General features: G+C 64.6%; 18 protein-coding genes. 12 read left to right on the plus strand and 6 right to left on the minus strand.

What is annotated here, in order from left to right; all coding sequences use genetic code 11:
* Positions 1-133 precede the first annotated feature (133 nt).
* The 3 genes from AC0L3X_RS20975 (at position 134) to AC0L3X_RS20985 (ending at position 4,287) form a co-directional block, all read left to right on the plus strand.
* Positions 134-1,258 carry a response regulator gene (locus AC0L3X_RS20975; protein ID WP_473316719.1) on the plus strand — a complete coding sequence of 375 codons (1,125 nt, stop codon included), beginning with the start codon at positions 134-136 and terminating at the stop codon, positions 1,256-1,258.
* Between the two features lie 188 nt (positions 1,259-1,446).
* Positions 1,447-2,118, plus strand: coding sequence for a hypothetical protein (locus AC0L3X_RS20980; RefSeq protein WP_354131886.1), 672 nt, complete (start codon positions 1,447-1,449; stop codon positions 2,116-2,118).
* A gap of 18 nt (positions 2,119-2,136) precedes the next feature.
* Positions 2,137-4,287 (plus strand): adenylate/guanylate cyclase domain-containing protein, encoded by a 2,151-nt coding sequence (locus AC0L3X_RS20985; protein WP_354131887.1) that lies wholly within the window; start codon positions 2,137-2,139, stop codon positions 4,285-4,287.
* Positions 4,288-4,313: 26 nt separating this feature from the next.
* Here AC0L3X_RS20985 and AC0L3X_RS20990 read toward each other — a convergent pair whose 3' ends face one another.
* Both AC0L3X_RS20990 and pobA read right to left on the minus strand, forming a co-directional pair.
* Positions 4,314-5,378, minus strand: a complete 1,065-nt coding sequence (locus AC0L3X_RS20990) for an SDR family oxidoreductase (protein ID WP_354131888.1) — start codon at positions 5,376-5,378, stop codon at positions 4,314-4,316.
* Positions 5,379-5,555: 177 nt separating this feature from the next.
* Positions 5,556-6,728: a 4-hydroxybenzoate 3-monooxygenase gene (gene pobA / locus AC0L3X_RS20995; protein ID WP_231144289.1), complete on the minus strand. Its 1,173-nt coding sequence runs from the start codon at positions 6,726-6,728 to the stop codon at positions 5,556-5,558.
* Between the two features lie 51 nt (positions 6,729-6,779).
* On the opposite strand from pobA, the gene AC0L3X_RS21000 reads away from it, so the two are divergent.
* Positions 6,780-7,685 (plus strand): helix-turn-helix domain-containing protein, encoded by a 906-nt coding sequence (locus AC0L3X_RS21000; protein WP_063986646.1) that lies wholly within the window; start codon positions 6,780-6,782, stop codon positions 7,683-7,685.
* A gap of 400 nt (positions 7,686-8,085) precedes the next feature.
* Positions 8,086-8,700, plus strand: a complete 615-nt coding sequence (locus AC0L3X_RS21005) for a LabA-like NYN domain-containing protein (RefSeq protein ID WP_166350011.1) — start codon at positions 8,086-8,088, stop codon at positions 8,698-8,700.
* Between the two features lie 24 nt (positions 8,701-8,724).
* Here AC0L3X_RS21005 and pcaG read toward each other — a convergent pair whose 3' ends face one another.
* Together pcaG and pcaH are read right to left on the minus strand one after the other, a co-directional pair.
* Positions 8,725-9,351, minus strand: coding sequence for a protocatechuate 3,4-dioxygenase subunit alpha (pcaG, locus tag AC0L3X_RS21010; RefSeq protein ID WP_063985252.1), 627 nt, complete (start codon positions 9,349-9,351; stop codon positions 8,725-8,727).
* A gap of 4 nt (positions 9,352-9,355) precedes the next feature.
* Positions 9,356-10,138 (minus strand): protocatechuate 3,4-dioxygenase subunit beta, encoded by a 783-nt coding sequence (gene pcaH / locus AC0L3X_RS21015; RefSeq protein WP_063985253.1) that lies wholly within the window; start codon positions 10,136-10,138, stop codon positions 9,356-9,358.
* Positions 10,139-10,233: 95 nt separating this feature from the next.
* Here pcaH and AC0L3X_RS21020 point away from each other — a divergent pair, with 95 nt between their 5' ends.
* From AC0L3X_RS21020 to AC0L3X_RS21035, 4 genes are all read left to right on the plus strand, one after another.
* Positions 10,234-11,163, plus strand: coding sequence for a LysR family transcriptional regulator (locus AC0L3X_RS21020; protein ID WP_063985254.1), 930 nt, complete (start codon positions 10,234-10,236; stop codon positions 11,161-11,163).
* 80 nt (positions 11,164-11,243) lie between these two features.
* Positions 11,244-12,548, plus strand: coding sequence for a nicotinate phosphoribosyltransferase (gene pncB, locus AC0L3X_RS21025; RefSeq protein ID WP_028159033.1), 1,305 nt, complete (start codon positions 11,244-11,246; stop codon positions 12,546-12,548).
* A 246-nt stretch (positions 12,549-12,794) separates the two neighbouring features.
* On the plus strand, positions 12,795-14,108 hold the full coding sequence (locus AC0L3X_RS21030; protein WP_041955081.1) for a GGDEF domain-containing protein: 1,314 nt from the start codon (positions 12,795-12,797) through the stop codon (positions 14,106-14,108).
* A 311-nt stretch (positions 14,109-14,419) separates the two neighbouring features.
* Positions 14,420-17,008, plus strand: a complete 2,589-nt coding sequence (locus tag AC0L3X_RS21035) for an autotransporter outer membrane beta-barrel domain-containing protein (RefSeq protein WP_354131889.1) — start codon at positions 14,420-14,422, stop codon at positions 17,006-17,008.
* Between the two features lie 13 nt (positions 17,009-17,021).
* On the opposite strand, the gene AC0L3X_RS21040 is transcribed toward AC0L3X_RS21035, so the two are convergent.
* The gene (locus AC0L3X_RS21040; protein ID WP_231145213.1) at positions 17,022-17,654 is read right to left on the minus strand and encodes a TetR/AcrR family transcriptional regulator; all 633 of its coding nucleotides are present in this window, start codon (positions 17,652-17,654) and stop codon (positions 17,022-17,024) included.
* Positions 17,655-17,705: 51 nt separating this feature from the next.
* Here AC0L3X_RS21040 and AC0L3X_RS21045 point away from each other — a divergent pair, with 51 nt between their 5' ends.
* The 3 genes from AC0L3X_RS21045 to AC0L3X_RS21055 all read left to right on the plus strand — a co-directional run bounded on the left by AC0L3X_RS21045 (position 17,706) and on the right by AC0L3X_RS21055 (position 22,426).
* Positions 17,706-17,972 (plus strand): hypothetical protein, encoded by a 267-nt coding sequence (locus tag AC0L3X_RS21045; protein ID WP_063985255.1) that lies wholly within the window; start codon positions 17,706-17,708, stop codon positions 17,970-17,972.
* Between the two features lie 361 nt (positions 17,973-18,333).
* The gene (locus tag AC0L3X_RS21050) at positions 18,334-21,738 is read left to right on the plus strand and encodes an acyl-[ACP]--phospholipid O-acyltransferase (protein ID WP_063985256.1); all 3,405 of its coding nucleotides are present in this window, start codon (positions 18,334-18,336) and stop codon (positions 21,736-21,738) included.
* Entirely contained in the window at positions 21,731-22,426 is a 696-nt protein-coding gene (locus tag AC0L3X_RS21055; RefSeq protein ID WP_063985257.1) for an esterase/lipase family protein, read from the plus strand. The genes AC0L3X_RS21050 and AC0L3X_RS21055 overlap by 8 nt, the downstream gene beginning before the upstream one ends.
* Here the strand turns inward: AC0L3X_RS21055 and AC0L3X_RS21060 are convergent.
* Positions 22,419-22,985 carry a disulfide bond formation protein B gene (locus AC0L3X_RS21060; RefSeq protein WP_063985258.1) on the minus strand — a complete coding sequence of 189 codons (567 nt, stop codon included), beginning with the start codon at positions 22,983-22,985 and terminating at the stop codon, positions 22,419-22,421. The genes AC0L3X_RS21055 and AC0L3X_RS21060 overlap by 8 nt on opposite strands.
* Positions 22,986-22,991 lie beyond the last annotated feature (6 nt).

Consider the following 22,991-nt stretch of genomic DNA (forward strand, 5'->3'; position numbering starts at 1 on the left):
ATGGTTCGCTCAATTCGCATGCGCTGTGCGCAGTCTTGAGTCAGTTCGCCGCAGCCCGGGCGTTTGCTCCGCGTTAAATCGCAAAGACTATTCGTGTAGGTCACGCCTCGCATCCGAACGAGACCGGCCGCCGCTGCTGACCCAAGCGCTTCTCGTTGATGACAGCCGCTCTGTCCTCAATTTCCTGAAACGTCATATCGAAGCCGAAGGCCTGGTCGAGGCCGCGACGTTCCTCGATCCCGTCGAGGCGCTGGCTTGCGCACGCGAGCGCGTCTTCGACCTCGTGCTGGTCGACTACGAGATGCCGCATATGGACGGCATCAGCTTTATCCGCGCCTTCCGCGCCCTGCCCGGCTGCCACGACATCCCGATCGCGATGATCACGTCGCGACAGACCGATGACGTCAAGATGGAAGCGCTGCAGGTTGGTGCAACCGATTTCTTACCGAAACAGCCACAGAGCCTCGAGATGACGGTGCGCCTGCGCAACTTGGTGCGCCTTGGTGCAGCCGTGCGCAAGCAGAACGACCGTGCCGCCGATCTGGCGAGCGCGGTCGCGGCCACGACCCAGAAGCTCGGCGAGCGCGAGGAGGAGATCATCCTGCGGCTCGCGCTTGCGGTCGAATACCGCGACAACGACACCGGCGAGCACACGCTGCGGGTCGCCCGCTACAGCCGCATCATCGCCGAGCAGCTCGGCCTGCCGCCCCGGCTCTGCCGCGACATCTATCTGGCCGCGCCCCTGCACGACGTCGGCAAGGTCGCCATCCCCGACCATATCCTCCTCAAGCCCGGCAGGCTCACCGACGAAGAGATGGCGGTGATCCGCACCCATGCGACGATCGGCGAAAAGATTCTGGCGGACTCCAGCTGCGAGCTGATCCAGCTCGGTGCGCAAATTGCCGCAGGCCATCACGAGCGTTGGGACGGCGCGGGCTATCCGAACGGCCTTCAGGCAGACGAGATCCCGGTCGCCGCGCGCGTCGTCGCGGTCGCCGACGTGTTCGACGCCCTGACGACGCGCCGGCCATATAAAGAGCCGATGCCGCTCGACGTGGCGCGCGACTATCTGGTCGAGAACCAGGGCCGGCAGTTCGACCCGGCCTGCGTCGAGGCCTTCCTGTCACGCTGGGACGAGGTCGTGGAAATCGCCGCCGGTCAACAAGCGACGCCGTATCAGAAGACCGAAGCGCATCTCGCGCCCATTATTGAGAGTGCGGCCGAGGACCAGTTGGCTGAGCCCGTCCCGGCCGCCTGACATGATCCATGCGGCCAACCGCTTGCCGCGGCTTCGCTTTTCTCCGGTCGCCGGTTTGAACCAGTTCCTGCTAGAGTGCACCAATAACCAAGAGTGATTCCGGTCACACTTACCTGGACGCGCCGATGCTAAGCATCGAACCAGGACGGGGACCGGCGATTTATCGGTCGAATTGGATGAGAATTCCCATGAGAAGCCTGATCGGCGCTGGTGTCGGCGCGTTCTGTCTTGCGGCCCCCGCTTTGGCGGAGACCCCTGCCGCGATCGTCGAGGACGTCCAGGGCAAGGTCGACGGCATCGCGTTCATGGACTATGTGGCGCCCGGCAAGATCATCAAGCTCGGGCCCAAGGCCAGCATCACGCTCAGCTACCTCAAATCCTGCCAGCGCGAGACCATCAGCGAAGGCGTCGTCCTGGTCGGCGCCGAGCAGAGCACCGTGCAACTCGGCGAGGTCAAGCGCGAGAAGGTGCCCTGCGATACCAATGCAGCAAAACTGTCCGAGCGCGAGGCGAACCAGAGCGCCGCAACGACCTTCCGCACCATGCGATCGGACGCCAAGGGAGCGCCGCCGGCCAAGCTGCCGACGCTCTATGGCGTCGCCCCGCTGGTGCAAGCCAAGAGCGGCAGCACGCTGGTGATCGAACGCACCGACGGCAAGGAACCCACGATCAGCGTGCCGCTCAAGAGTGAGATCATGGTCGGCGGCAGGTTCTATGACTTTGCCAAGGCCGGGAAGACACTGACCCCGGGTGGCAGCTATCTCGCCATTCTCGGCGCCAAGCGTTACGCCTTCCAGGTCGATGCCAGCGCCACGTCATCGCCGACGCCGATCGTCGGTCGCCTGCTGCGGCTCGAATAGGCGGTCTGCGACGGGGCGATGCGGCGGATCGGGGGACGGGACATCGTTGCGGCGATCCTGATTGCGCTCGTCGCGGGCGCGGTCTTCACGTCCCCTCCGCTTCAGACGCTGCAAGGCCTGTCGCTCGACATCCTCACCGCGATGCGCGGCAAGCTGGTCGGCGACCACCGTGATCCCGCAACATCGCCGGTCGTCGTGGTTGCGATCGACGGGGAGACCTACGACACTCCCCCTTTCAAGGGATCGCCGACCCAGACCTGGACGCGCGAGATCGGCCGGGTGCTCGGAAGCATCACCGAAGGCGGCGCCAAGGTCATCGGCTTCGACGTGATCTTTCCAAGCTCGATCGAGCAATCGGAGATTCCGTTCGGCGATGCGTCGTTCGGCAGCCGCTTGAAGGGCTTTGACCGGGACTACCTCATCGCACTCCGGCAACTCTCCGACGGCGGCAAGCTGGTGCTTGGCGAGATCCTCAGCAATGACCATCCGGACGTACCCTACCCCGCACAACGACTTGCGGTGAAAAACAATGTCCGCGCCCTCAACGTGCATACCGACACCGATGATGTGATCCGGCGAATGCCACTCAGCTTCTCCATCGACGGCAAGCCGGCCCCCGCGATGGCAGTCGAGCTCGCCGCGCGCGCGCTCGGCGGAAAGCCCGCGATTGCGCCGTCCGGTGCGACCGAGCTGTCCGGCTATTCGGTCCCGAGCGCGGTGCCGAACACGCTGACGCTCAACTTCCGCGGAATGGGCCGCGACGTTCCGACCTATTCCTTCGCCGATCTGCGCGCCTGCGTCGAAAAAGGCGGCCGCGATTTCTTCCGCCACGCCTTCGACGGTAAGGTCGTGCTGCTCGGCACCGCCCTGAACTTCGAGGACCGCAAGCTCACCTCGATGCGCCTTGCGGGCGGATATGACGGAGCGCCGGCCGCGCGTTGTGCCCTGCCCGCCCCGGCAAGCACCGCACAGAAGGCCCGCAGCGACATCGCCGGCGTGTTCGTGCATGCCACCGTCGTGCGAAACCTGATCGAGCGCGACGCCGTGACTGAACTCGGCTTTCCGCTGCGAACCGTTCTCACCGTTATGTTTGCAGCGATCATCGCCAGCGCGGCCTGCATACTCGCACCGAGCGGCGCACTGATTGTCTGGTTCGTCCTTACCGCCGCTTACACTGCCGTGACTGTCGGGGCATTCGTCCAAGCCGTGGCGCTGCCGCTGACCGAGCCTGCGCTCGCAAGTCTCGCCGCGCTCGCGATGATGATCGGCTACCGCTTCGTGCTGGCCGATCGCGACGAGCGCTTCCTGCGCCAGAGCTTTGCCTTCTATCTCGCGCCCGAAGTAATCAACACCATGGTTACCTCCGGCAAGATGCCGGCGCTCGGCGGCGAGATGCGCAACGTCACCATGTTCTTCTCCGACCTCAGCGGTTTCTCCTCCATTGCGGAGACGATGACACCGGGCGAGCTGGTGACGTTGATGAACGAATATCTCTCCGCCATGACCGACATCATCGAGGGCCATGGCGGCTATGTCGACAAATATATCGGCGATTCCATCGTCGCCATGTTCGGCGCCCCGGCCGACGATCCCGCCCACGCGCGCAATGCCGTTCACGCCGCGCTGAAGTGCCACGAGAAGCTCGCGGAATTGAACGCCAGCAATCCCGCCTTCGCAGGGCACGGACTGTCGCACCGCATCGGGCTCAACAGCGGCGAAGCCGTGGTCGGCAATATCGGCTCGCGCCGCCGCTTCAACTACACCGTGATGAGCGACACCGTGAACGTCGCCTCGCGCCTCGAGGGCGCCAACAAATATTACGGCACCGCCATCATGGCCTCGGAAACGACGATGGCGCAGACCGGCGACACTTTCGTCTGGCGTGAGCTCGATGCGATCAGGGTGCTCGGCCGCGGCGAGGCAATCAAGGTGTTCGAGCCGCTGGCGGACAAGGGCGCAGAGAGCGCGGCGCAAACAAAGATGGCCGCGGCGTATGCGGAGGGGCTCGCCTCCTGGCGGACGAGGGAGTTTGCGAAGGCGGCCGAGGCGTTCGACGGCGTCGCGAAGATCGACCCGGCGTCGGCGCTGTTCGCCAAGCGCGCGAAAGCCCTCGCCGCAAATCCACCATCGCCAGAGTGGACGCCGGTCAATACGCTGGAAGGAAAGTAGCGGTTGTTTACTCTTCGTCAGAAGGCTCAAGGAATGACGTTCGCGGCACGCAACCTGCTGAAGAGATCGAAAAAACTGTCGTCCGTCGCCTGATATTCAAGGAAACCGAGCTTACGGCTCTTGCTCATATCGGTGACGACTTCGATAGGTCGGCCCAAGTCGGCATCGGTGTGCCACGCCGACGAAAGGACGGAGAGGTCGCTTTCGGCGAGATCATACTTGAGCGCGATATCAGCCCATATACGACCTGAATCGGCAAGCTGACGCTCAAGCGGCGAAATTTCCTCTGGAAAGGGGGCAGGCTGCAACCCGAACCAGCCGGCCAGTCGCGCCCACATCCAGCTCCATCGGAAGACATCGCCATTTACGACGTTGAATGCCTGGTCTCGCGCGACCGTCGTCGTCGCGGCCCATTCCAGGTGCCGCGCCAGCAATCTGGCATCCGTCATATCCGTCAAGCCGGTCCATTGCATCGCCGAGCCTGGAAAGAGAAATGGCCGCCCCGTTTCTCGACAGATCGTCGCGTAGACGGCAAGCGTCGTTCCCATGTTCATGGCGTTGCCTATCGCATAACCGATGATCGTGTGCGGGCGGTGAATGCTCCAGCTGAAACCACCGCGCCTGGCTGCATCGAATAGTTCGTCCTCCTGAGCGTAGTAGAAGTTTTCGACATCGAGCCGCGGTTGCTCCTCGCGGAATGGCGTCGCGGGCAGCCTGCCTTTACCGTAGGACTCGAACGGTCCCAGGTAATGCTTTAGCCCGGTGACCAGCGCGACATGAGAAAGCGTATCTGCGCCGGAAAGTGCCCCCAACACGTTGCGCACCATCGCAGCGTTAACGCGGATATTTTCCGCCTCGGTCGGCTGACGTAGCCATGTGGCGAGAAACACGTGAGTGGGACGAAGGCTCGCCAGGATGTCGCGAAGCGAGGCCGGATCCTGCAGATCGGCCGCGATGGGACGAACACCATCGAGGTCGCTTGGTGGGCGCCTTGCGAGCCCAAGCACCTGCCAGCCGCGATCGCTGAGATGGCGGGCGAGATTGCTGCCGACAATACCGCTGGCGCCGACCACAAGCGCTGTGTTCGTCATCGCTGCGCCCTCCTGTTCGGTTGAGGAGGTAGGAACGATCGCACAAGGCAACAGAGCATTTCGGCGTCCGTCACCACTTATTGAAAGGGAACCGGCCTGACAGGCGAACTCGCCTCGTGCCGCGAGGAGAGCTCCCCTTTGGAGCGGCAACGTCAGCTGAGCGGTCACAAACCGTCGCTAAAACGGCAATCCCACATAATTCTCCGCGAGCAGCCGCTGCGCCGTCTCGGACGAGAGCAGGTACTCGAGCTCCGTCTGCTGAAGCCGGTCCTCGTATTCGGAACGGTCGGGAAAACGATGCAGCAGCATCGTCATCCACCACGAAAAACGCTGCGCTTTCCATATCCGCGCAAGCGCCTTGGCGGAATAGCCCGCAAGGCCGGAATCGTCGCCGTGCTGATAATGCGCAAGCATGGCGTGGTAGAGATAGTAGATGTCGGAGGCGGCGCTGTTGAGCCCGCGCGCGCCGGTCGGTGGCACGATGTGGGCGGCATCGCCGGCGAGGAACAGGCGGCCGTAGCTCATCGGCTCGGCGACGAAGCTGCGCAGGGGCGCGATGCTCTTCTCGATCGAGGGCCCGGTGATCAGGTGGCCGGCGACCTCGTCCGGCAGGCGACGCTTCAGCTCCGTCCAGAACGCATCGTCGCTCCAGTCCTCCACCTTGTCGGTCAACGGCACCTGGACGTAGTAGCGGCTCAGCACTTGTGAGCGCAGCGAGCAGAGCGCAAAGCCGCGTTCATGCTTCACATAGATCAGCTCGGGCGACACCGGTTTCGTGCGCGACAGCACGCCGAGCCAGCCGAACGGATAGACCTTCTCGTATTCGCGCAGCACGTCCTTCGGGATGGACCTGCGGCTGACGCCGTGAAAGCCGTCGGCGCCAACGACGTAGTCGCAATCGATGCGGACGATCTCGTCGTTCGATCGATAGGTCACGTAGGGCCGGTCCGACGTCAGATCGTGTGGCGTCACGTCCTCGGCGTTGTGCACGACCTTGCCGCCGAGGCGATCGCGCGCCTCGTAGAGGTCGCGCGTCAGCTCGGTCTGGCCGTAGACCAGCACCGAATTGCCGCCGGAATGCTTGTGCAGGTCGATGTGGGAGAGCACGCCGTCATGCGCGATCTCGAAACCGTTGTGGATCTCGCCCTCGCGGTCCATCCGCTCGCCGCACTGCGCCTCGCGCATCAACCTGGCGAAGCCGTGCTCGAGCACGCCGGCACGGATGCGGGCGAGAACGTGGTCGCGGCTGTATTTCTCCAGCACGACCGTATCGATGCCCTTCAGGTGCAGAAGCTGGGACAACAGCAGCCCGGACGGCCCACCGCCGATGATGCAGACCTGAACTTTCATTTTTACGTCCTCCCGTCGCTGCGTTTTTTGCAGATCCGCCGCCGCAAACCGATGGAGGGTTTCGTCTTTGTCTTGTACTATTCGAACATGAAAAGCGCAGCCTCAGCCCCGGCAATCCGGGTCTACAACCTCTTCGGCGAGTCCGGCGATCTGCCCGACGTCGTGCATTGCGAGACGATCGCGTCACGCTCGGTGCTGCACGACTGGACGCTGGCCGTGCACCGCCATGCCCGGCTGCACCAGGTGCTGCTGATCGAGCGCGGTGGTGGCGAGGCGACGCTCGACGGGCGCGTGGTGCCGCTCCGGCCAATGCAGGTCGTCAATGTGCCGGTCGGCCATGTCCACGGCTTCCGCTTCGAGCCCGATACCCAGGGCTGGGTGCTGACCATCGCTGCGGAAATTCTGGACGAGGCACTGCTTGCCTCGGAAGGACTGCGCGGCGCCCTGTCCCGATCGGCCGTGGTGCGCGGCACGCCGCAGATCCGCACCACCATGAAGCAGATCTTCGCCGAGCACGCCGCGCGCGATTTCGGCCGCGCGCACGTGCTGCGTGCACTGTCGGCGGCCATGATCGGGCTGGTGGCCCGCGCGCTCACCAGCGAGAGCGGCGGCAACGGCACGGCGGAAAGCGGGTTGTTCCGCCGCTTCGAGGCGCTGTTGGAACAGCATCATCTGGAACGCTGGAGCGTTGCGGACTATGCCGGCGCGCTGTCGATCACGCCGACCCATCTCAACCGGCTGACGCGGGCGGCGACCGGCGACACCGCCTCCCACCTGATCCTCAACCGGCTGATCCGCGAGGCGCGTCGCAACCTCGTCTACACCAATTTGCCGGTCTCGACGATCGCCTACGCGCTCGGCTTCGAGGATCCCGCCTATTTCAGCCGCGTCTATGCCGCGGCCACGGGCCTGTCGCCGCGCGCCTTTCGCGCCCAACTCCATGGCGGCGAGGCTTGAGGCCATCCCACGTCGATGATCCGGTCCTCGGGTGCGCGCAACAATCCAGACATCGACGTGCGGCGCGCATTTGCGGCCGGCCGCATCCGTGATCGCGCCGGGCTGTCGAGATCCGAACCGGCGCGCCACTTACCTTCGTATAGAGCATCCAACCCTTTGGATACGCGCCGTTTACCTCCGTACAATTGAGCGTGGCATGCGCACGCCTTAACGTGACTGCATTCGGAATCCTGGCGCTGATAGCAGCAACCTCCCTTAACTGGCGCGGGACGGCCCCCCCTCCGGCCGTCTGCGCCGCCTTTTTCCGCGGGCCATCGGCGACTTCGGCGTTTTCCGGCCGGCACACAGCCCTGGCGGCTGAACCTGCCGGCTTCAATGCGGAACTGGGGATTAGTGCATAATGTCTTCGCTTGAGAAGATTGCGGTCTTCATCGATGGCCCCAATCTCTATGCCGCCACCAAGGCGCTCGGTTTCGATATCGACTACAGGCGCCTGCTCGGCGAATTTCACGGCCGAGGTACGTTGCTGCGAGCCTTCTACTACACGACCGTGAGCGAGGATCAGGAATACTCGTCAATCCGCCCATTGATCGATTGGCTCGACTATAACGGGTACACCGTCGTCACCAAGCTCGCCAAGGAGTTCGTTGACGCCACGACCGGCCGCCGCAAGATGAGGGGCAGCATGGATGTGGAACTCGCCGTGAACGCCATGGAACTCGCCGAGCACGTCAATCAGATCGTGCTGTTCTCGGGCGATGGGGATTTTCGTTCACTGGTGGAAGCCGTGCAACGCCGCGGCGTCCGCGTGACGGTCGTCTCCACGCTTGCGAGCCAGCCTCCCATGGTTGCCGACGAACTGCGCCGGCAGGCCGACGTCTTCATCGATTTGACAGAGCTGAAGCCAAGAGTGGGGCGCGCCCCGGCCGAGCGGCCGGGATCGCGCGAGATGCGCCCGCAACCACCGCAAGCCACCACGCGCGGATCGATCAATCGAGGCGACCAGGTGGAATGATCCTGCGGGGCGATCGGCGGATCGTCAGACGTCGAAGAACACCGTCTCCTCCGCCCCCTGCAGATTGATCGTGAAGGAGTACACGACCTTGCCGGCGCGCTCACCGCGCGTGGCGATCAGCGTCGCGCGCCGCACCGGCGGCTCGACCAGGTTGAGCACGGGGTCGGCGGCATTCGCGGCTTCTTCGTCGGAGAAATAGAGCCGCGTATTGAGACCGATGTTGATGCCGCGCGCGACGATCCAGATATTGACGTACGGCGCGCCTTTGCGGCCTGCCTTGTCCGTGATCGCGCCCGGCTTGATGGTCTCGAACGTCACCAACCCGCTCTCGAAATCGGAGCCGGCGCGGCCCCAGCCGCGAAACTCCTCGTCCACCGGGCCGGCCGGGCGATCGGCCGGATGGTTATAGCGGCCGGTTGCGTTGGCCTGCCAGATTTCGAGCAGCACATCGCGCAGCGGCGTGCCGCTGCCGTCGAACACCTTGCCCTCCAGCGTGATGCGCTCGCCTGGCGTGTTCGGCGTCACCAGCACGTTAGAAAAGTTCTTCTTAAAAATGTCGAAGCCGGCCATGGCCGGGATCAGGCCGATATGGACGTAGGGCCCGGCGGTCTGCGAGGCGGTTTCCTTGAGATAGTCGAGCGGCTGCGGCATTGGCTCAGTTCCCCGCGGTGCGATTTTCGAAATAGGTGGAACGCTGGCCGCGCAGCACGATGTCGAAGCGGTAGGCGAGCGAGTCGAACGGCGTCGAGGCGTTGAGGTCGAGCGGCGCCACGAGGCGGTCGAGCGCGTCCTTGTCCGGGATCGTCGTCAGGATCGGGCAGACCGGGATCAGGGGATCGCCCTCAAAATACATCTGGGTGATCAGCCGCTGCGCAAAGCCCGAGCCGAACACCGAGAAGTGGATGTGGGCGGGACGCCAGCTGTTGACGAAGTTGCGCCAGGGATAGGGACCCGGCTTCACGGTGCGGAAATAATAGTAGCCGGTGTCGTCGCTCAGCGCGCGGCCGCAGCCGCCGAAATTCGGATCGATCGGGGCGAGATAGGTGTCCTTCTTGTGCCGGTAGCGACCGCCGGCATTGGCCTGCCAGAACTCGACCAGCGTGTTCGGCACGCCGCGGCCGGTCTCGTCCAGCACGCGGCCATGGACGATGATGCGCTCGCCGACGGGATCGCCATCCTTGGCGTAGTTGCGGATCAGATCATTGTCGAGCGGGCCGAGATCGTTGTGGCCGAACACCGGACCCGTGATCTCCGAGACCGAGTTCTCGATCGACAGCAACGGCTGGCGCGGCGAGCGCAGCACCGAGGATTTGTAGCCGGGCGCATGTGCCGGTGGATGGATCGAGCGGTCGCGCTGGAAGAAGCCGCCGTCGCGAAGGCTGAACGGCTCGGGTCGGTTGAGGCGGGGATCCTGCAAGGCTGGCGCCTGGACGTTCATCGGCGTTGTCTCTCCCTGTGGCGCCCGGGTCCGGGGGCGCGGCTTATCGGGAGATCATGGGACGATCTATTCTCAAGATAAATAGATCGATTATAATGAATTACATGAAGGAAATCGATCATTTGGCGCTCGACGGCCACGCCCTCGAACTGTTCCTTGCCGTGCTGGAGGAAGGCTCGGTCACGGCGGCAGCGACGCGGCTTGGTCTGACGCAATCGGCGGTCAGTCACGGGCTGAACAAGTTGCGGCGGATCGCGGGCGATCCGCTGTTTGCCAAATCCGGCCGCGGCATCGTCGCCACCGCCCATGCCCAGGCCTTGGCTGCGAAAGCGCGGGCGCTGATCGACGAGATGCGCAGCTTTGCCGGCGGCGTCACCTTCGAGCCGGCGCGCGCGCAGCTTTCGCTGACGATCGCCGCCAATGATTTCCAGCGCGATCTGCTGTTGCCGCGGTTCTTCGATCATGTCGCGGGACAGGTCAGGAGCCTGAACCTGCGCGTGATCCCCTCGCAATCGCCGTCGCCCGCGATGCTGCGCGAAAACCGCTGCGATCTCATGGTCACGCCGCTGCCGCCATCCGGCGTGGACATCGTGCAGAAGCGGCTGCTCAGCGATCACTACGTCTGCTACTTCGATCCCAAGGCGCGCACCGCGCCGGCCGGCCGCAGCGCCTATCTCGCAGCACGCCACATCACGGTGGTCTATACCGACAACGAGCGGCTCGACTTCGACCGCCGGCTGGCGGCGAACGGCTTTCTTCGTGACATCGCCATCTCCGTGCCGAGCTTTTCCGGCGTGCCGCCCTTCCTGCACGGCTCGCAGATGCTGGCCAGCATGCCGAGCCTGCTCGCCTCCGGTGTGATGCGCGGCTTTGCGCATGTACCGATTCCGCTGGCGTCGCGGACAAAGACGCTGGCCGAGCTGCCGATGTTCATGGTCTGGCATCAGCGCTATCAGAAAGACCCGGCCCATCGCTGGATCCGCGGCCAGCTCGAAACCGTGGCGGCAACGGCGGCCGGAGACTGAGCCTCGGTTACGGTTTCAGGGAAGTCTGCCCTTCGCCAAACCCACTGGTTGCGCGAGGGCCGCCACGCTAGAATTGTCCCATGACAGTGACCGATATTGCGAGCCGGACCTACAATCATAGCTGGCGGCTGGACCCCATCATCCGCAGCCTGCTGGATACCGACTTCTACAAGCTATTGATGTTGCAGATGATTCGGGAGGACTATCCGAATCAGCAGGTGACCTTCTCGGTCATCAACCGCTCGCGCCATGTGCGGCTGGCCGAGATCATCGACGAGGGCGAGCTGCGCGCCCAGCTCGACCACGCCCGCACCATCCGCTTCGCCAAGAAAGAGCTGATCTGGCTTGCCGGTAACACCTTCTACGGCAAGACCCACATGTTCTCGGCGGACTTCATCCGCTGGCTGGCCGAATTCCGGCTGCCCGAATACGAGCTGCGCAAGGTCGAGGGCCAGTACGAGCTGCATTTCCACGGCCCCTGGACCCACACCACGATGTGGGAAATTCCGGCGCTCGCCATCCTCAACGAGTTGCGGTCGCGCGCCGCGATGAAGGGCCGCGGCCGCTTCGAGCTCGACGTGCTCTATGCCCGCGCCAAGGCCAAGCTGTGGACCAAGGTCGAGCGGCTGCGCCAGCTCGAGAATTTGCGGCTCTCCGACTTCGGCACCCGCCGCCGCCACGGCTTCCTCTGGCAGCGCTGGTGCGTCGAGGCGGTGAAGGAAGGCCTGGGCCCGTCCTTCATCGGCACCTCCAACGTGCTGCTGGCGATGGACAATGATCTCGAAGCCATCGGCACCAATGCGCATGAGCTGCCGATGGTCGCGGCTGCGCTTGCCAAGGACGACGAGGAGTTGCGCTGGGCGCCCTATCGCATTCTCGACCAATGGCGCCAGACCTATGGCGGCAATCTCCTGATCGCGCTGCCCGACGCCTTCGGCACCAAATCCTTCCTGCGCGATGCGCCGGAATGGGTCGCCGACTGGACCGGCTTCCGCCCCGACAGCGCGCCACCGATCCAGGCCGGCGAGGAGATCATCGCCTGGTGGGAAAAGAAGGGCCGCAACCCCAAGGACAAGCTGCTCGTCTTCTCCGATGCGATGGATGTCGGCTCGATTGAGGAGACCTATCACCACTTCTCCGGTCGCTCGCGGCTCTCGTTCGGCTGGGGCACCAACCTCACCAATGATTTCGTCGGCTGCCCGCCGGACGGCTCGTTCAATCTCGATCCCATCTCGCTGGTCTGCAAGGTGTCGTCGGTTGACGGCCACCCGGCCGTCAAGCTCTCGGACAATCCGGAGAAGGCGACCGGCATGCCCTCCGAGATCGAACGCTATTTGCGCGTGTTCGGCGACGCTGGCCGGGTGCGCAAGCCGGTGCTGGTCTAGCGCCGGACCAAACTCTCTCGATCAGGTAAACCGCGCAGGACGAATGCGAGGCATTGGTTCGCCACGACCGCATCGGTTCCGGTTGGTCGGCATTTGCAACGATCTGCGGGCATCCGCTTCACGACGCTTTCACCCTGCAGTGCAGTCGCCTGCGTCCTTGGGGTCGAGTTAAGCAACTTTCCCCTCTACTTGGCGTTGCAGGCGCGACGCTCCGGTGGGGTCGTTGATCGATTTGGGGAATGCAGGGTGTTTCGCAGAACAGCGACGTCGACGAAGGGGCGTAGTTTCCTTCACGTCATCAAACTTGTCTCGCCATTCGTGATGGTCGTCGTGCTCCAGGCAACGATCGCGGGATTCAGCCTCGAGGTGATGTCATCGGTCCGCGCCTATGTCGCGGGCGAAGCGATGTGGTCGCGGTCACAGAAGAACGCGGTCTATTTCCTCAATCTCTATCTGCATTCAGGCGAACCGAGCCAGTTCACCCACTACCAGGCGTCCCTCGCCGTTCCCATCGGCGATGAGTTCGCGCGCTGGGCACTCGAGCGCGATCCGGTCGACGTCGAGGCCGCCCGCGTCGGGTTTCTGCAAGGCGGCAACCATCCCGATGACGTTCCGGGATTGATCTGGCTGTTCCGCTATTTCAACCGCGTCAGCTTCCTCCAGGAAGCGATCCACGAGTGGGCGGCCACCGATCCCATGTTGCTGGAGCTCAGCGTCTTCGGCGAGGTCATCCGGTCCGAGTTGGCGCACGGACCCATTGAGGACCGCGACCGCCTGCGGCTGCTGTCGTCGCGGCTCTCGGAACTCAACACGCAGTTCACGGTGCATGCAAAGCGGTTCTCGACCGTCCTCGGCGAAGGCTCGCGCGCCATCAAGGTCACGCTGACGTGCATCAACATCGTGGCGGCCGCGACGCTGATCCTGCTCCTGATCTGGCACACGCGGCGCTTGATGCTGCAACGACAGGCGTTCGAGGATGCTTTGCATGCCGAGAAGGAGCGCCTGGCATGGCAGGCATCGCACGACTGGTTGACCGGCCTGTCCAACCGCCGCGCCTTCGAGGCGCGCCTGCAAAGCGTGCTGGACACCACCGCGGCGGGTTCGCTGGGCCTGATCCTGCTCGACCTCGACCAGTTCAAGAGCGTCAACGACACCTGCGGCCACCTCGCCGGCGACCGCCTGCTCTGCCAGGTCTCGCGCCTGCTGCAACAGGACCGGGGGCCGCATGATCTGGTGGCCCGGCTCGGCGGCGACGAATTCGGCCTGATCCTGCCGCAGTGCTCGCCCTCGACCACCGTCGATATCGCCGAACGCCTGCGCAGATCGCTCGAGCTGTTCACCTTCGCCTGGGACGATCGTTGCTTCGCGGTGACTGCCAGCATCGGCGTCGCCTGTATCGCGGACGGCAACACCACGCTCGAGGACGCCATGCGGCGCGCGGATGCCGCCTGCTACCGCGCCAAGGAAAAGGGGCGCAACCGGGTACAGGTCGACAATGGCAGACCGGACGTCGTCGTCGTTGCAGCCCGTCCGCGCGAGGCCGTCGCAGCGCGAGGTTGACAGGCGCCGGCGCCCTCTCAACCCCGGCATCCGATTGCAGACATCGTCCAACGGCGTCGCAGCGGCGCGGCTATGTGACGCCGCGGCCACATTGCTCCCAAAAAACTGCGTCTTTCGCTTTCCGCCACACCGCCTTGCGCGCTGATCCACGATGGCCAGAACCTCCCTCGCTAAGCATGGCACCAGCCAACGTTGCGGTCCGAATTCCGCCCGGACCGTGCCGAAAGAGGAGTTTGCAGGTGCCCTGGAATGGTTTGTTGCCCCCGCCCCGGATCCGTCGCGCGAAGACGTGTCGGCGGCGTGCGTTTCTCTTGAGCACCGCGATCGGCGCTGTTGCCGCAGGTGGTGCGCTGCCGTGGCTCGCGACGCCGGCAGAGGCGGCCTGTGTGGTGACTGGAAGCGGCGCGCAGGCAGCGCTGCAGTCAGGCGATTCGATCACCTGCACCGGAGCGGGCAACACCCAGATCAAGACGGCGCCCGTGGTCAGCGGTGTCACCGTCAACATTGGAGACGGCACCGCGACCTCTCTGAATGACCCGACCTTTGCCAGCGTTGTCCTCGAGGCGGCATCCAATAGCGCGGCCAAGGTCTTCGGCAACGCAACCGTCACCTCCGCCAACAGCGACGGCATTGCAGTGATCGGCGGCGGCGGCAACACCATCACCGTGGATGCCGGCGCCATGGTTGGGTCATCGAGCCTCGGCACGTCGGGGCTCGCACTGGCCAATTCGAGCAACAACATCATCGTGATCGGAGGTACGGTCGGAAACGGCGTCACCGGAGCCATCAGCATCAGCATCGGTGCCGGGTCGGCGAACAATCAGGCGAACATCCTGTCGAGCGGCTTTGTCCATGCCATCAATGTCGCGGCCGTCGATCTGAGCGGCGCGGCCGACGGCAACGTCGTCAGCAACGCCGGCACGATCTCGAGTGCCTCGGGCACGGCAATCATCGGCTCGGCCAATCAGGACACCATCATCAACTCAGGCACGATCATCAGCGGTGGCGTCAGCACGGCTGTCGACCTGAAGGGAGGCAACGACGTCTTCGAGTTGCGAGCGGGATCGAGCATCACGGGATGGGTCCTCGGCGGCAACGGAACGGACACGCTGCGCCTGGGCGGGGCCACCAACGCAGCGTTCAATCTCAGCATATTCGGCGCGGCCGGTCAGTTCCGGGAATTCGAGGTGCTGGAAAAGACCGGCAGCTCCACCTGGACGATGAACGGCTCGACGACGGAGATCGCGACCATGAATGTCCTGGCCGGCACCGTCGAGGTGAACGGCTCGATGCCCAACATCGCGACGACCGTCAGCGCGGGCATCCTCAGCGGTAACGGCGCGATCGGCAATATCACGGTGCTATCGGGCGGCACGGTCTTGCCCGGCAATCTCGGTACCCTGACGAGCAATGGCAACGTCACGTTCAACTCCGGTTCGACCTACGCGATCTCCGTCACCGCTACCGGACAATCCGAGAAGATCCTCGCGGTCAGCGCAACGTTGAACGGCGGCACCGTCGCAGTCAACACGATCGCCGGCGCCTATAACCCCTCGACGCAATACACGATCCTCAGCACGACGACTGGCGTCACCGGCAGCTTCTCGGGCGTCACTGTCAGCGGATACAATCCGCTGCTCTTCGCTTCCTCCCTCAGCTATGACGGGTTCAGCGTCTTCCTGACGCTCAACTACAACAACGCCGCATTCCTCTCCCTCGCCCAGACGCAGAACCAGAAGGCCGTGGCCGGCGCCTTGAGCGCGTTCGGTCCCAACCTGCCTTTCCTCTCCTCCTTCGCAGGCCAGAGCGACGCCCAACTCCGTTACAGTCTGGACCAGCTTTCGGGTGAAGCCGCCACCGGCGCCCAGCAGGGCGCCTTCCAGTTCACGAGCCAATTCCTCGGCCTCATGCTTGATCCGTTCGTAGGTGGACGCAGTGGCATGAGCACCGGCGACACGGCGCTTGGTTTCAGCCCCGAACGCGCCGCGCTGCCGGACGATATCGCCCTCGCCTACAACAAGGTGCTGGGGACGCCTGCCATGAAAGCGCCGGTCTTTGCGGAGCGCTGGACGGCTTGGGGCACGGCGTTCGGCGGTACCAACCGCACCAGCGGCGACCCCGTCGTGATCGGCAGTCACGACCTCGGCGCGCGCACCGGCGGCGTCGCGGCCGGCGCCGATTATCATTTCGGCCGCGATGCGCTGGTCGGTTTCGCGCTGTCGGGCGGCGGCACCAAATGGGACCTCGCGCAGGCGATCGGCGGCGGCAAGAGCGATGCAATCCAGGCCGGCGTCTACACCGCCGTGCGTACAGGGCCGGCCTATTTCGCCGCCTCTCTCGCCGTGGCCAATCATTGGATGTCGACAGACCGGCTCGCTCCGTTCGGCAACCAGCTCACCGCCAAATTCGACGCGCAAACCGTCGGAGGCCGCATCGAGGGCGGCTATCGCTTCGCCACGCCGATTGGCGGCTTCACGCCGTACGTGGCGGCGCAGGCGCAGGCTTTTCGCACACCGACTTATACCGAGGCCGATCTGGCCGGCAGCGGCTTTGGCCTGACCTATCAGGGACGCACGGCCTCCGACACACGGAGTGAGCTCGGCGCGCGCTTCGATCGCGCGACGCTGGTCACGCCGAACTCGGTCCTCACGTTGCGCGGCCGCGCGGCCTGGGCCCATGATTGGGTGAGCGATCCGACGCTCGTCGCCGCATTCCAGACGCTGCCCGGCGCGAGCTTCATCGTCAATGGCGCAACGCCGGCCAAGAACACCGCGCTCGCATCTGCCGGTGCCGAGCTGAAGTTTTCGAACGGCGTTGCCCTGTCGGCGAAGTTCGACGGCGAGTTCGCGGCGCGCAGCACCACTTATTCCGGCACCGCGAGCCTGCGATACGCTTGGTAGCCGCTTGGCCTCCTCAAGGCGACCGTGCGCCGACCGGCACGATCCCGAGGCCGGCGAGATGCGTATCGACGAATTGCTCGACCTGCTGGCGCAGCATCTGGGGCGGCACCGCCACCATGCGCTCCTCGAGGCCGAGCGAGATGATTCCGTGCACGGCGGAAAACAGCGTGCGCGACAGCAGCGCGATCCGCACGTCGTCCGCAGCCGGTAGCAGCCGCACCAGGGGTGGATGCATCAGCGCGAAAGCGTCCATCACCATCTGAAGGATGTCGTCGGGATAAGGACGGTCGTCCTCCATCCGATGCTCGAACAACGAGCGCAGCAGGTTTGCGTGCTCGGCGAAAAATTCGAGATAGGTCGCGGCCAGCCCGTAGAGCTGGCGAACGGGATCTTCCCCCGGGACCTCGCCAAGCCGCACCGTGAGCGCCTGAACCGTCTCCCGATTGACCGTCAGGATCACCCCGTCGAAGTCGCCGAACTCGTTATAGACGCTGCCCACCGAGCAGCCGGCAGCCTCCGCAACGTCACGAACCTTCAATGATCTCAGCCCCTTAGCTGAAATAATGTCGCGGGCGATCTCCAGGATCTGGAGCCTCCGCCGATTTTTTTTCTGGTCGCGTGGCGATTCTTCTTGAACATTGTTCATTTTCAAGCTACTCATGTGAACATTGTTCAAATTAACCCGGAGATCTGCAAAATGCAAACCCTCGCTGTTGATATCGCCACCACCTTCGTCGACGACGCCGCAGCTCTCGTGGCCGGCCTTGGCCGGGCCGTCCTCAAGTTCGCGATGCAACCGATCGATCGCATCGCAAATGCCTGCGACATCGCTGGCGTGCTCACCGAGCGCCGCGCGACCTTTCGGATGTGGCGGGCGAGCCGCGCCCGTAGCCGTCACGCGGGCCGTCGGTTCAGCCTGCTCGGCCGCCTCTCGCCCTTTCGCCACCTCGCTCATCTCACCTGAGGCGTGCGCACCCGGGACGTTCCGGTCGGCTCGAATGCAAGACCCGGTTGCAAGGAAGGACTTACCATGTCCCGACATTCGCAGCCGATGTCGCGGCCTTTGGCGATGCGGTTCAACTTTTCCTCATCGCTCCGCGCGGTATCCGGAAAAGCGCGGCCAGTCCGTCCGAACCACGGCTGCGACCAGATATTTGCGAACCTAACGAGACCATTTGGAGACCAACAGGATCGGAAGGGTCGAGGGGACAGAGCAGGCCGGCGACCGTCGTCATCCAGCCATCGTTCGTCCCGTAAGCTTCCGGTCGTGACGCCTCACCGACAACGTAACAATCTCAGGCTGCCTTCCCAAAACAGGACTTGTCATGATCAGGGAATTGATGTCGTCACGCCGCTTTGCGCCGCTGTTCTGGGCGCAATTTTTCTCGGCGCTCAATGACAACGTGCTCAAGAACGCACTCGTCATCATCCTGCTTTACAGTGCCGCGACCGGCCACGGCGACGCGCTGGTGACGGTCGCAGGCGCCGTCTTCATCTTCCCCTATTTCATCCTGTCGGGGCTCGGCGGCCAGCTCGCCGACAAATACGTCAAATCCGTCGTTGCTCGGCGGCTCAAATTCGCGGAGATCTTTGCGGCGGCCTTTGCCGCCGCCGGCTTCTTCCTGCACTCGGTGCCGCTGCTGTTCACGGCGCTCGCGCTGTTCGGCGTCATCGCCGCCCTGTTCGGTCCCGTGAAATACGCCATGCTGCCGGACCAGCTCGAGCTCGGTGAGCTCGCAACCGGCAACGCGCTGGTCGAAGGCGCCACCTTCATGGCCATCCTGCTCGGCACCGTCGCCGGCGGCCAGTTCGTGGCCGGCTCCGCGCATATGGGCTGGGTTGCATCGGCCGTGGTCCTGCTGGCCCTGCTGTCCTGGGCCTTCGCCTCCCGCATTCCGCAGACGACGCCATCCGCCCCCGACCTGCCCGTCACCGCCAATCCCTGGACCTCGACGGTCGGCCTGTTGAAGACGCTCTACGCGGACAAGCGGCTGTGGGACGGCACCGTGATCGTCTCGTGGTTCTGGCTGGTCGGCGCCATCGTGCTGTCGCTGCTGCCGGCGCTGGTCAAGGAGGTCGTCGGTGGCACCGAAGGCGTGGTGACGCTGTGTCTTGCGACCTTCGCGATCGGCATCGCCATCGGCTCGCTGTTCGCGGCCAGCCTGAGCCACGTCCGCCCGAACCTCGCGCTGGTGCCGATCGGCGCGATCATCATGGGGTTTGCCGGCCTTGATCTCGCCTGGGCCATCGGTGTGACCGCCAAGGGGCAGGACATCGCCGCGGTCGACTTCGCAACCTCGTTCGCCGGCCTGCGCATGCTGATCGACTTCGTCGCCTTCGCATTCGGCGGTGGCCTGTTCGTCGTTCCGTCCTTTGCTGCCGTCCAGGCCTGGTCGCAACCGACCGAGCGCGCTCGCATCATCGCCGCCGGCAACGTGCTGCAGGCTGCCTTCATGGTGGTCGGCTCGCTGTTCGTCGCACTGCTCCAGGCAGCTGGCCTCCATATCGGCTGGATCTTCTTCGGCCTCGGCGTCGCCAGCTTCGGCGCGGTGTGGTTCGTGCTGACCAAGTGGGGCAAGGAAGGCGTACGCGATTTCGGCGGGCTGCTGTTCCGCGCGCTGTTCCGTACCGAGGTTCGTGGCCTCGAGAACCTGCCGCCTCCGGGCACGCGCATGCTGATCGCACCGAACCATGTCAGCCTGATCGATGGCCCGCTGCTGCACGCCGTGCTCCCGATCGATGCCAGCTTCGCGGTCGATACCGGCATCTCCAAGGCCTGGTGGGCCAAGCCGTTCCTGCGGGTGGTCAAGCACTACACCATGGACCCGACCAAGCCGCTGGCCGCACGCGACCTGATCAAGCTCGTCGCCGCCGGCGAGCCGGTGGTCATCTTCCCGGAGGGACGCATCACCGTCTCCGGCTCGCTGATGAAGGTCTATGACGGCACCGCGATGATCGCGGACAAGGCCGACGCGGTGGTCGTGCCCATTCGCATCGAGGGCGCGCAGCGCTCGCATCTCAGCTATCTCAACGGCAGCCAGATCAAGCGCTCGTGGTTTCCGCGGGTGACGGTTACGATCCTGCCGCCGGTCAAGCTTCCGGTCGATCCGTCGCTGAAGGGCAAGGCACGCCGCAATGCCGCGGGCGCCGCGCTCCAGGACGTGATGATCGACGCCATGGTCAAGAACGCCATGCTCGATCACACGCTGTTCGAAGCGCTCGGACATGCTTATCGCGACCGCGATACCGGCAAGGTCATCATCGAGGACGCGCTCGGCACCAAGCTGACCTATCGCAAGCTGATCCTCGGCGCGCAGGTCTTGAGCCGCAAGCTCGAAGCCGGCACGGTAGCCGGCGAGAATGTCGGCGTGCTGCTGCCGAATTCCGCGGGCGTCGCCGTCGTCTTCATGGCGCTGCAAAACATCGGCCGCGTCCCGGCGATGCTCAACTTCTCCGCCGGCCCGGTCAACGTCCTCGCCGCCATGAAGGCCGCGCAGGTCAAGACCGTGCTGACCTCGAAAGCGTTCATCGAGAAGGGCAAGCTCGACAAGCTGATGGCCGCGATCTCCGCGGAAGCCCGCGTCGTCTATCTCGAGGATGTCCGCGCTTCGATCGGTACGGCCGACAAGATCAAGGGGTTGCTCGCAGGCACCGCGCCGCGTGTCGCTCGCGAGGCGAATGATCCGGCCGTCGTGCTGTTCACGTCGGGCTCGGAAGGCACGCCCAAGGGCGTGGTGCTGTCCCACCGCAATATCCTCGCAAACGCCGCACAGGCGCTGGCGCGAGTCGACGCCAACGCCAATGACAAGGTGTTCAACGTGCTACCGGTGTTCCACTCGTTCGGGCTCACCGGCGGAATGATGATGCCGCTGCTCGCTGGCATTCCGATCTACATGTACCCCTCGCCGCTGCACTACCGCATCGTGCCAGAGCTGATCTACCAGACCGGCGCCACGATCCTGTTCGGCACCGATACGTTCCTCACCGGCTATGCGCGCTCGGCGCACGCCTACGACTTCCGCACGCTGCGCCTGGTGATCGCCGGCGCGGAGGCGGTGAAGGATCGCACACGTCAGGTGTTCATGGAGCGCTACGGCATCCGCATCCTGGAAGGCTATGGTGTCACCGAGACCGCGCCGGTGCTGGCGATGAACACGCCGATGGCCAATCGCCCCGGCACCGTCGGCCGCCTCTCGCCGCTGATGGAAAGCCGCCTCGATCCGGTCCCCGGCATCGAGGAAGGTGGACGCCTCTCGGTGCGCGGACCGAACGTGATGCTCGGTTACCTCAGGGCCGAAAACCCCGGCGTGCTCGAACCGCTCGCCGAGGGCTGGCACGACACCGGCGACATCGTGGCGATCGACGCGGCCGGCTTCATCACCATCAAGGGACGCGCCAAGCGCTTCGCCAAGATCGCGGGCGAAATGGTCTCGCTGTCGGCGGTCGAGAGCATCGCGACGACGCTGTGGCCGCAAGCCGCCTCGGTCGCCGTGTCGATCCCCGACCAGCGCAAGGGCGAGCGCATCGTGCTGCTGACGACGGAGAAGACCGCCGAGCGCAGTGCGATGCAGGGCCAGGCCAAGGCGATTGGCGCGTCCGAGCTGACCGTGCCCGCGGCGATCATGGTGGTCGACAAGGTGCCGTTGCTCGGCACCGGCAAGACCGACTATGTCACGGCAACGACGATGGCCCGTGAGCAGGCGTCCTCGCCGGAGCGCGAGGTTGCGTAAAGACGACAAGTCCACGGCCGTCGCTCCGGCGGAAGCCCGGTGCGACGGCGTCGTCCTGCTTCACGGCATCGGCGTCGGTGCCTGGACGCTGAAGAGGCTGGATCGGGCGTTGCAGCGTCACGGCTTCGCCACGCTCAATCTCGGCTACCCCAGCCGCAAGAAGCCGCTCGAGGAGCTTGCGGAAGACATCCACGCGCCGGTCGCCGCGTTTGCAGCGCAATGCGACGGCGCTATCCACTTCGTCGCCCATTCCATGGGCGGGCTACTCGCCCGGGTTTACATCGCGAGATATCGTCCGGTGCGGCTCGGCCGTGTCGTGATGCTGGGCACGCCCAACGGCGGCAGCGAAGTCGCCGATCTCCTGAAGGACCTTTCGCTCTACCGCGCTGTTTTCGGTCCGGCCGGCTCGCAGCTTTCGACAGCCCAGCCCCCTGTGCTCGCCGCCCTGCCGTCGCCCGATTATGCGATCGGCGTCATCGCGGGATGCCGCACCACCGCGCCAATCACCTCGGCCTTTGTCCTGCCGCGGCCCAATGACGGACGCGTTTCCGTCGAAAGCGCGAAATTGGCCGACATGGCCGACCACATCGTCGTCAAGGCATCGCACACCGGACTTCCACGAAATGCCGTCGCGATCGAGCAGACGATCGCGTTCCTGCACGAAGGCCGCTTCAATCCGATCACTTGAGCAGGAGATAGCGAACCGGGTTGTCGTCGCACTGCCCCGCGCCGCACTCCAGCACGGTGGACAAGAGATTGGCGGCGACCAGCAACGCAAAGATCGCGAAGACCGTGTTCGATGCCGCACCGTTCAAAGGCGCGTCCCCGTCTCGCTTGCCGGTCACATCCTTCAGGATGAAGACGAGCGCGACATAACACACGATCCCGATCGCCGCGATCAGCGCCCAGGTGTAGAAATGCAGCCCGAACAGCGCCGAGCCGTATCCGGGATCGCCGAGCGCAAGATGCAGCGATACCTGCCGCATCGAGATGAAGCCGGTGACGAGGCTGGCCACGAGGATCATCGCGTAATGAGACCCGCGTTCGCCGAGGCGCAGGTTGAACAGGAACCCCATGCCGACCGCGATGAACCCGGCCCTTTGCAACAGGCAAAGCGGGCAAGGCAGCTCGCCGAGCGCAAGCTGATAGGCGAACGCCACCGTCAGGATCAACGAGATCCCAAGCAGCCCAAGCATGTTCAGGACCGCGCCGACCGGCCGTTGCTCGCTCAGCTCTGCAGGGCTCATCTCGAC

The sequence above is a fragment of the Bradyrhizobium sp. MI1.7 genome (assembly GCF_055811795.1).

Coding starts and splice junctions, on each gene's coding strand:
- AC0L3X_RS20985 (WP_354131887.1), top strand. CDS start 2,137: ATGCGGCGGATCGGGGGACGGGACATCGTTGCGGCGATCCTGATTGCG.
- AC0L3X_RS20990 (WP_354131888.1), bottom strand. CDS start 5,378: ATGACGAACACAGCGCTTGTGGTCGGCGCCAGCGGTATTGTCGGCAGC.
- AC0L3X_RS21050 (WP_063985256.1), top strand. CDS start 18,334: ATGATCAGGGAATTGATGTCGTCACGCCGCTTTGCGCCGCTGTTCTGG.
- AC0L3X_RS20980 (WP_354131886.1), top strand. CDS start 1,447: ATGAGAAGCCTGATCGGCGCTGGTGTCGGCGCGTTCTGTCTTGCGGCC.
- AC0L3X_RS21060 (WP_063985258.1), bottom strand. CDS start 22,985: ATGAGCCCTGCAGAGCTGAGCGAGCAACGGCCGGTCGGCGCGGTCCTG.
- AC0L3X_RS21040 (WP_231145213.1), bottom strand. CDS start 17,654: ATGAACAATGTTCAAGAAGAATCGCCACGCGACCAGAAAAAAAATCGG.
- AC0L3X_RS21020 (WP_063985254.1), top strand. CDS start 10,234: ATGAATTACATGAAGGAAATCGATCATTTGGCGCTCGACGGCCACGCC.
- pcaG (WP_063985252.1), bottom strand. CDS start 9,351: ATGCCGCAGCCGCTCGACTATCTCAAGGAAACCGCCTCGCAGACCGCC.
- pncB (WP_028159033.1), top strand. CDS start 11,244: ATGACAGTGACCGATATTGCGAGCCGGACCTACAATCATAGCTGGCGG.
- AC0L3X_RS21005 (WP_166350011.1), top strand. CDS start 8,086: ATGTCTTCGCTTGAGAAGATTGCGGTCTTCATCGATGGCCCCAATCTC.
- pobA (WP_231144289.1), bottom strand. CDS start 6,728: ATGAAAGTTCAGGTCTGCATCATCGGCGGTGGGCCGTCCGGGCTGCTG.
- pcaH (WP_063985253.1), bottom strand. CDS start 10,138: ATGAACGTCCAGGCGCCAGCCTTGCAGGATCCCCGCCTCAACCGACCC.
- AC0L3X_RS21000 (WP_063986646.1), top strand. CDS start 6,780: ATGGAGGGTTTCGTCTTTGTCTTGTACTATTCGAACATGAAAAGCGCA.
- AC0L3X_RS21045 (WP_063985255.1), top strand. CDS start 17,706: ATGCAAACCCTCGCTGTTGATATCGCCACCACCTTCGTCGACGACGCC.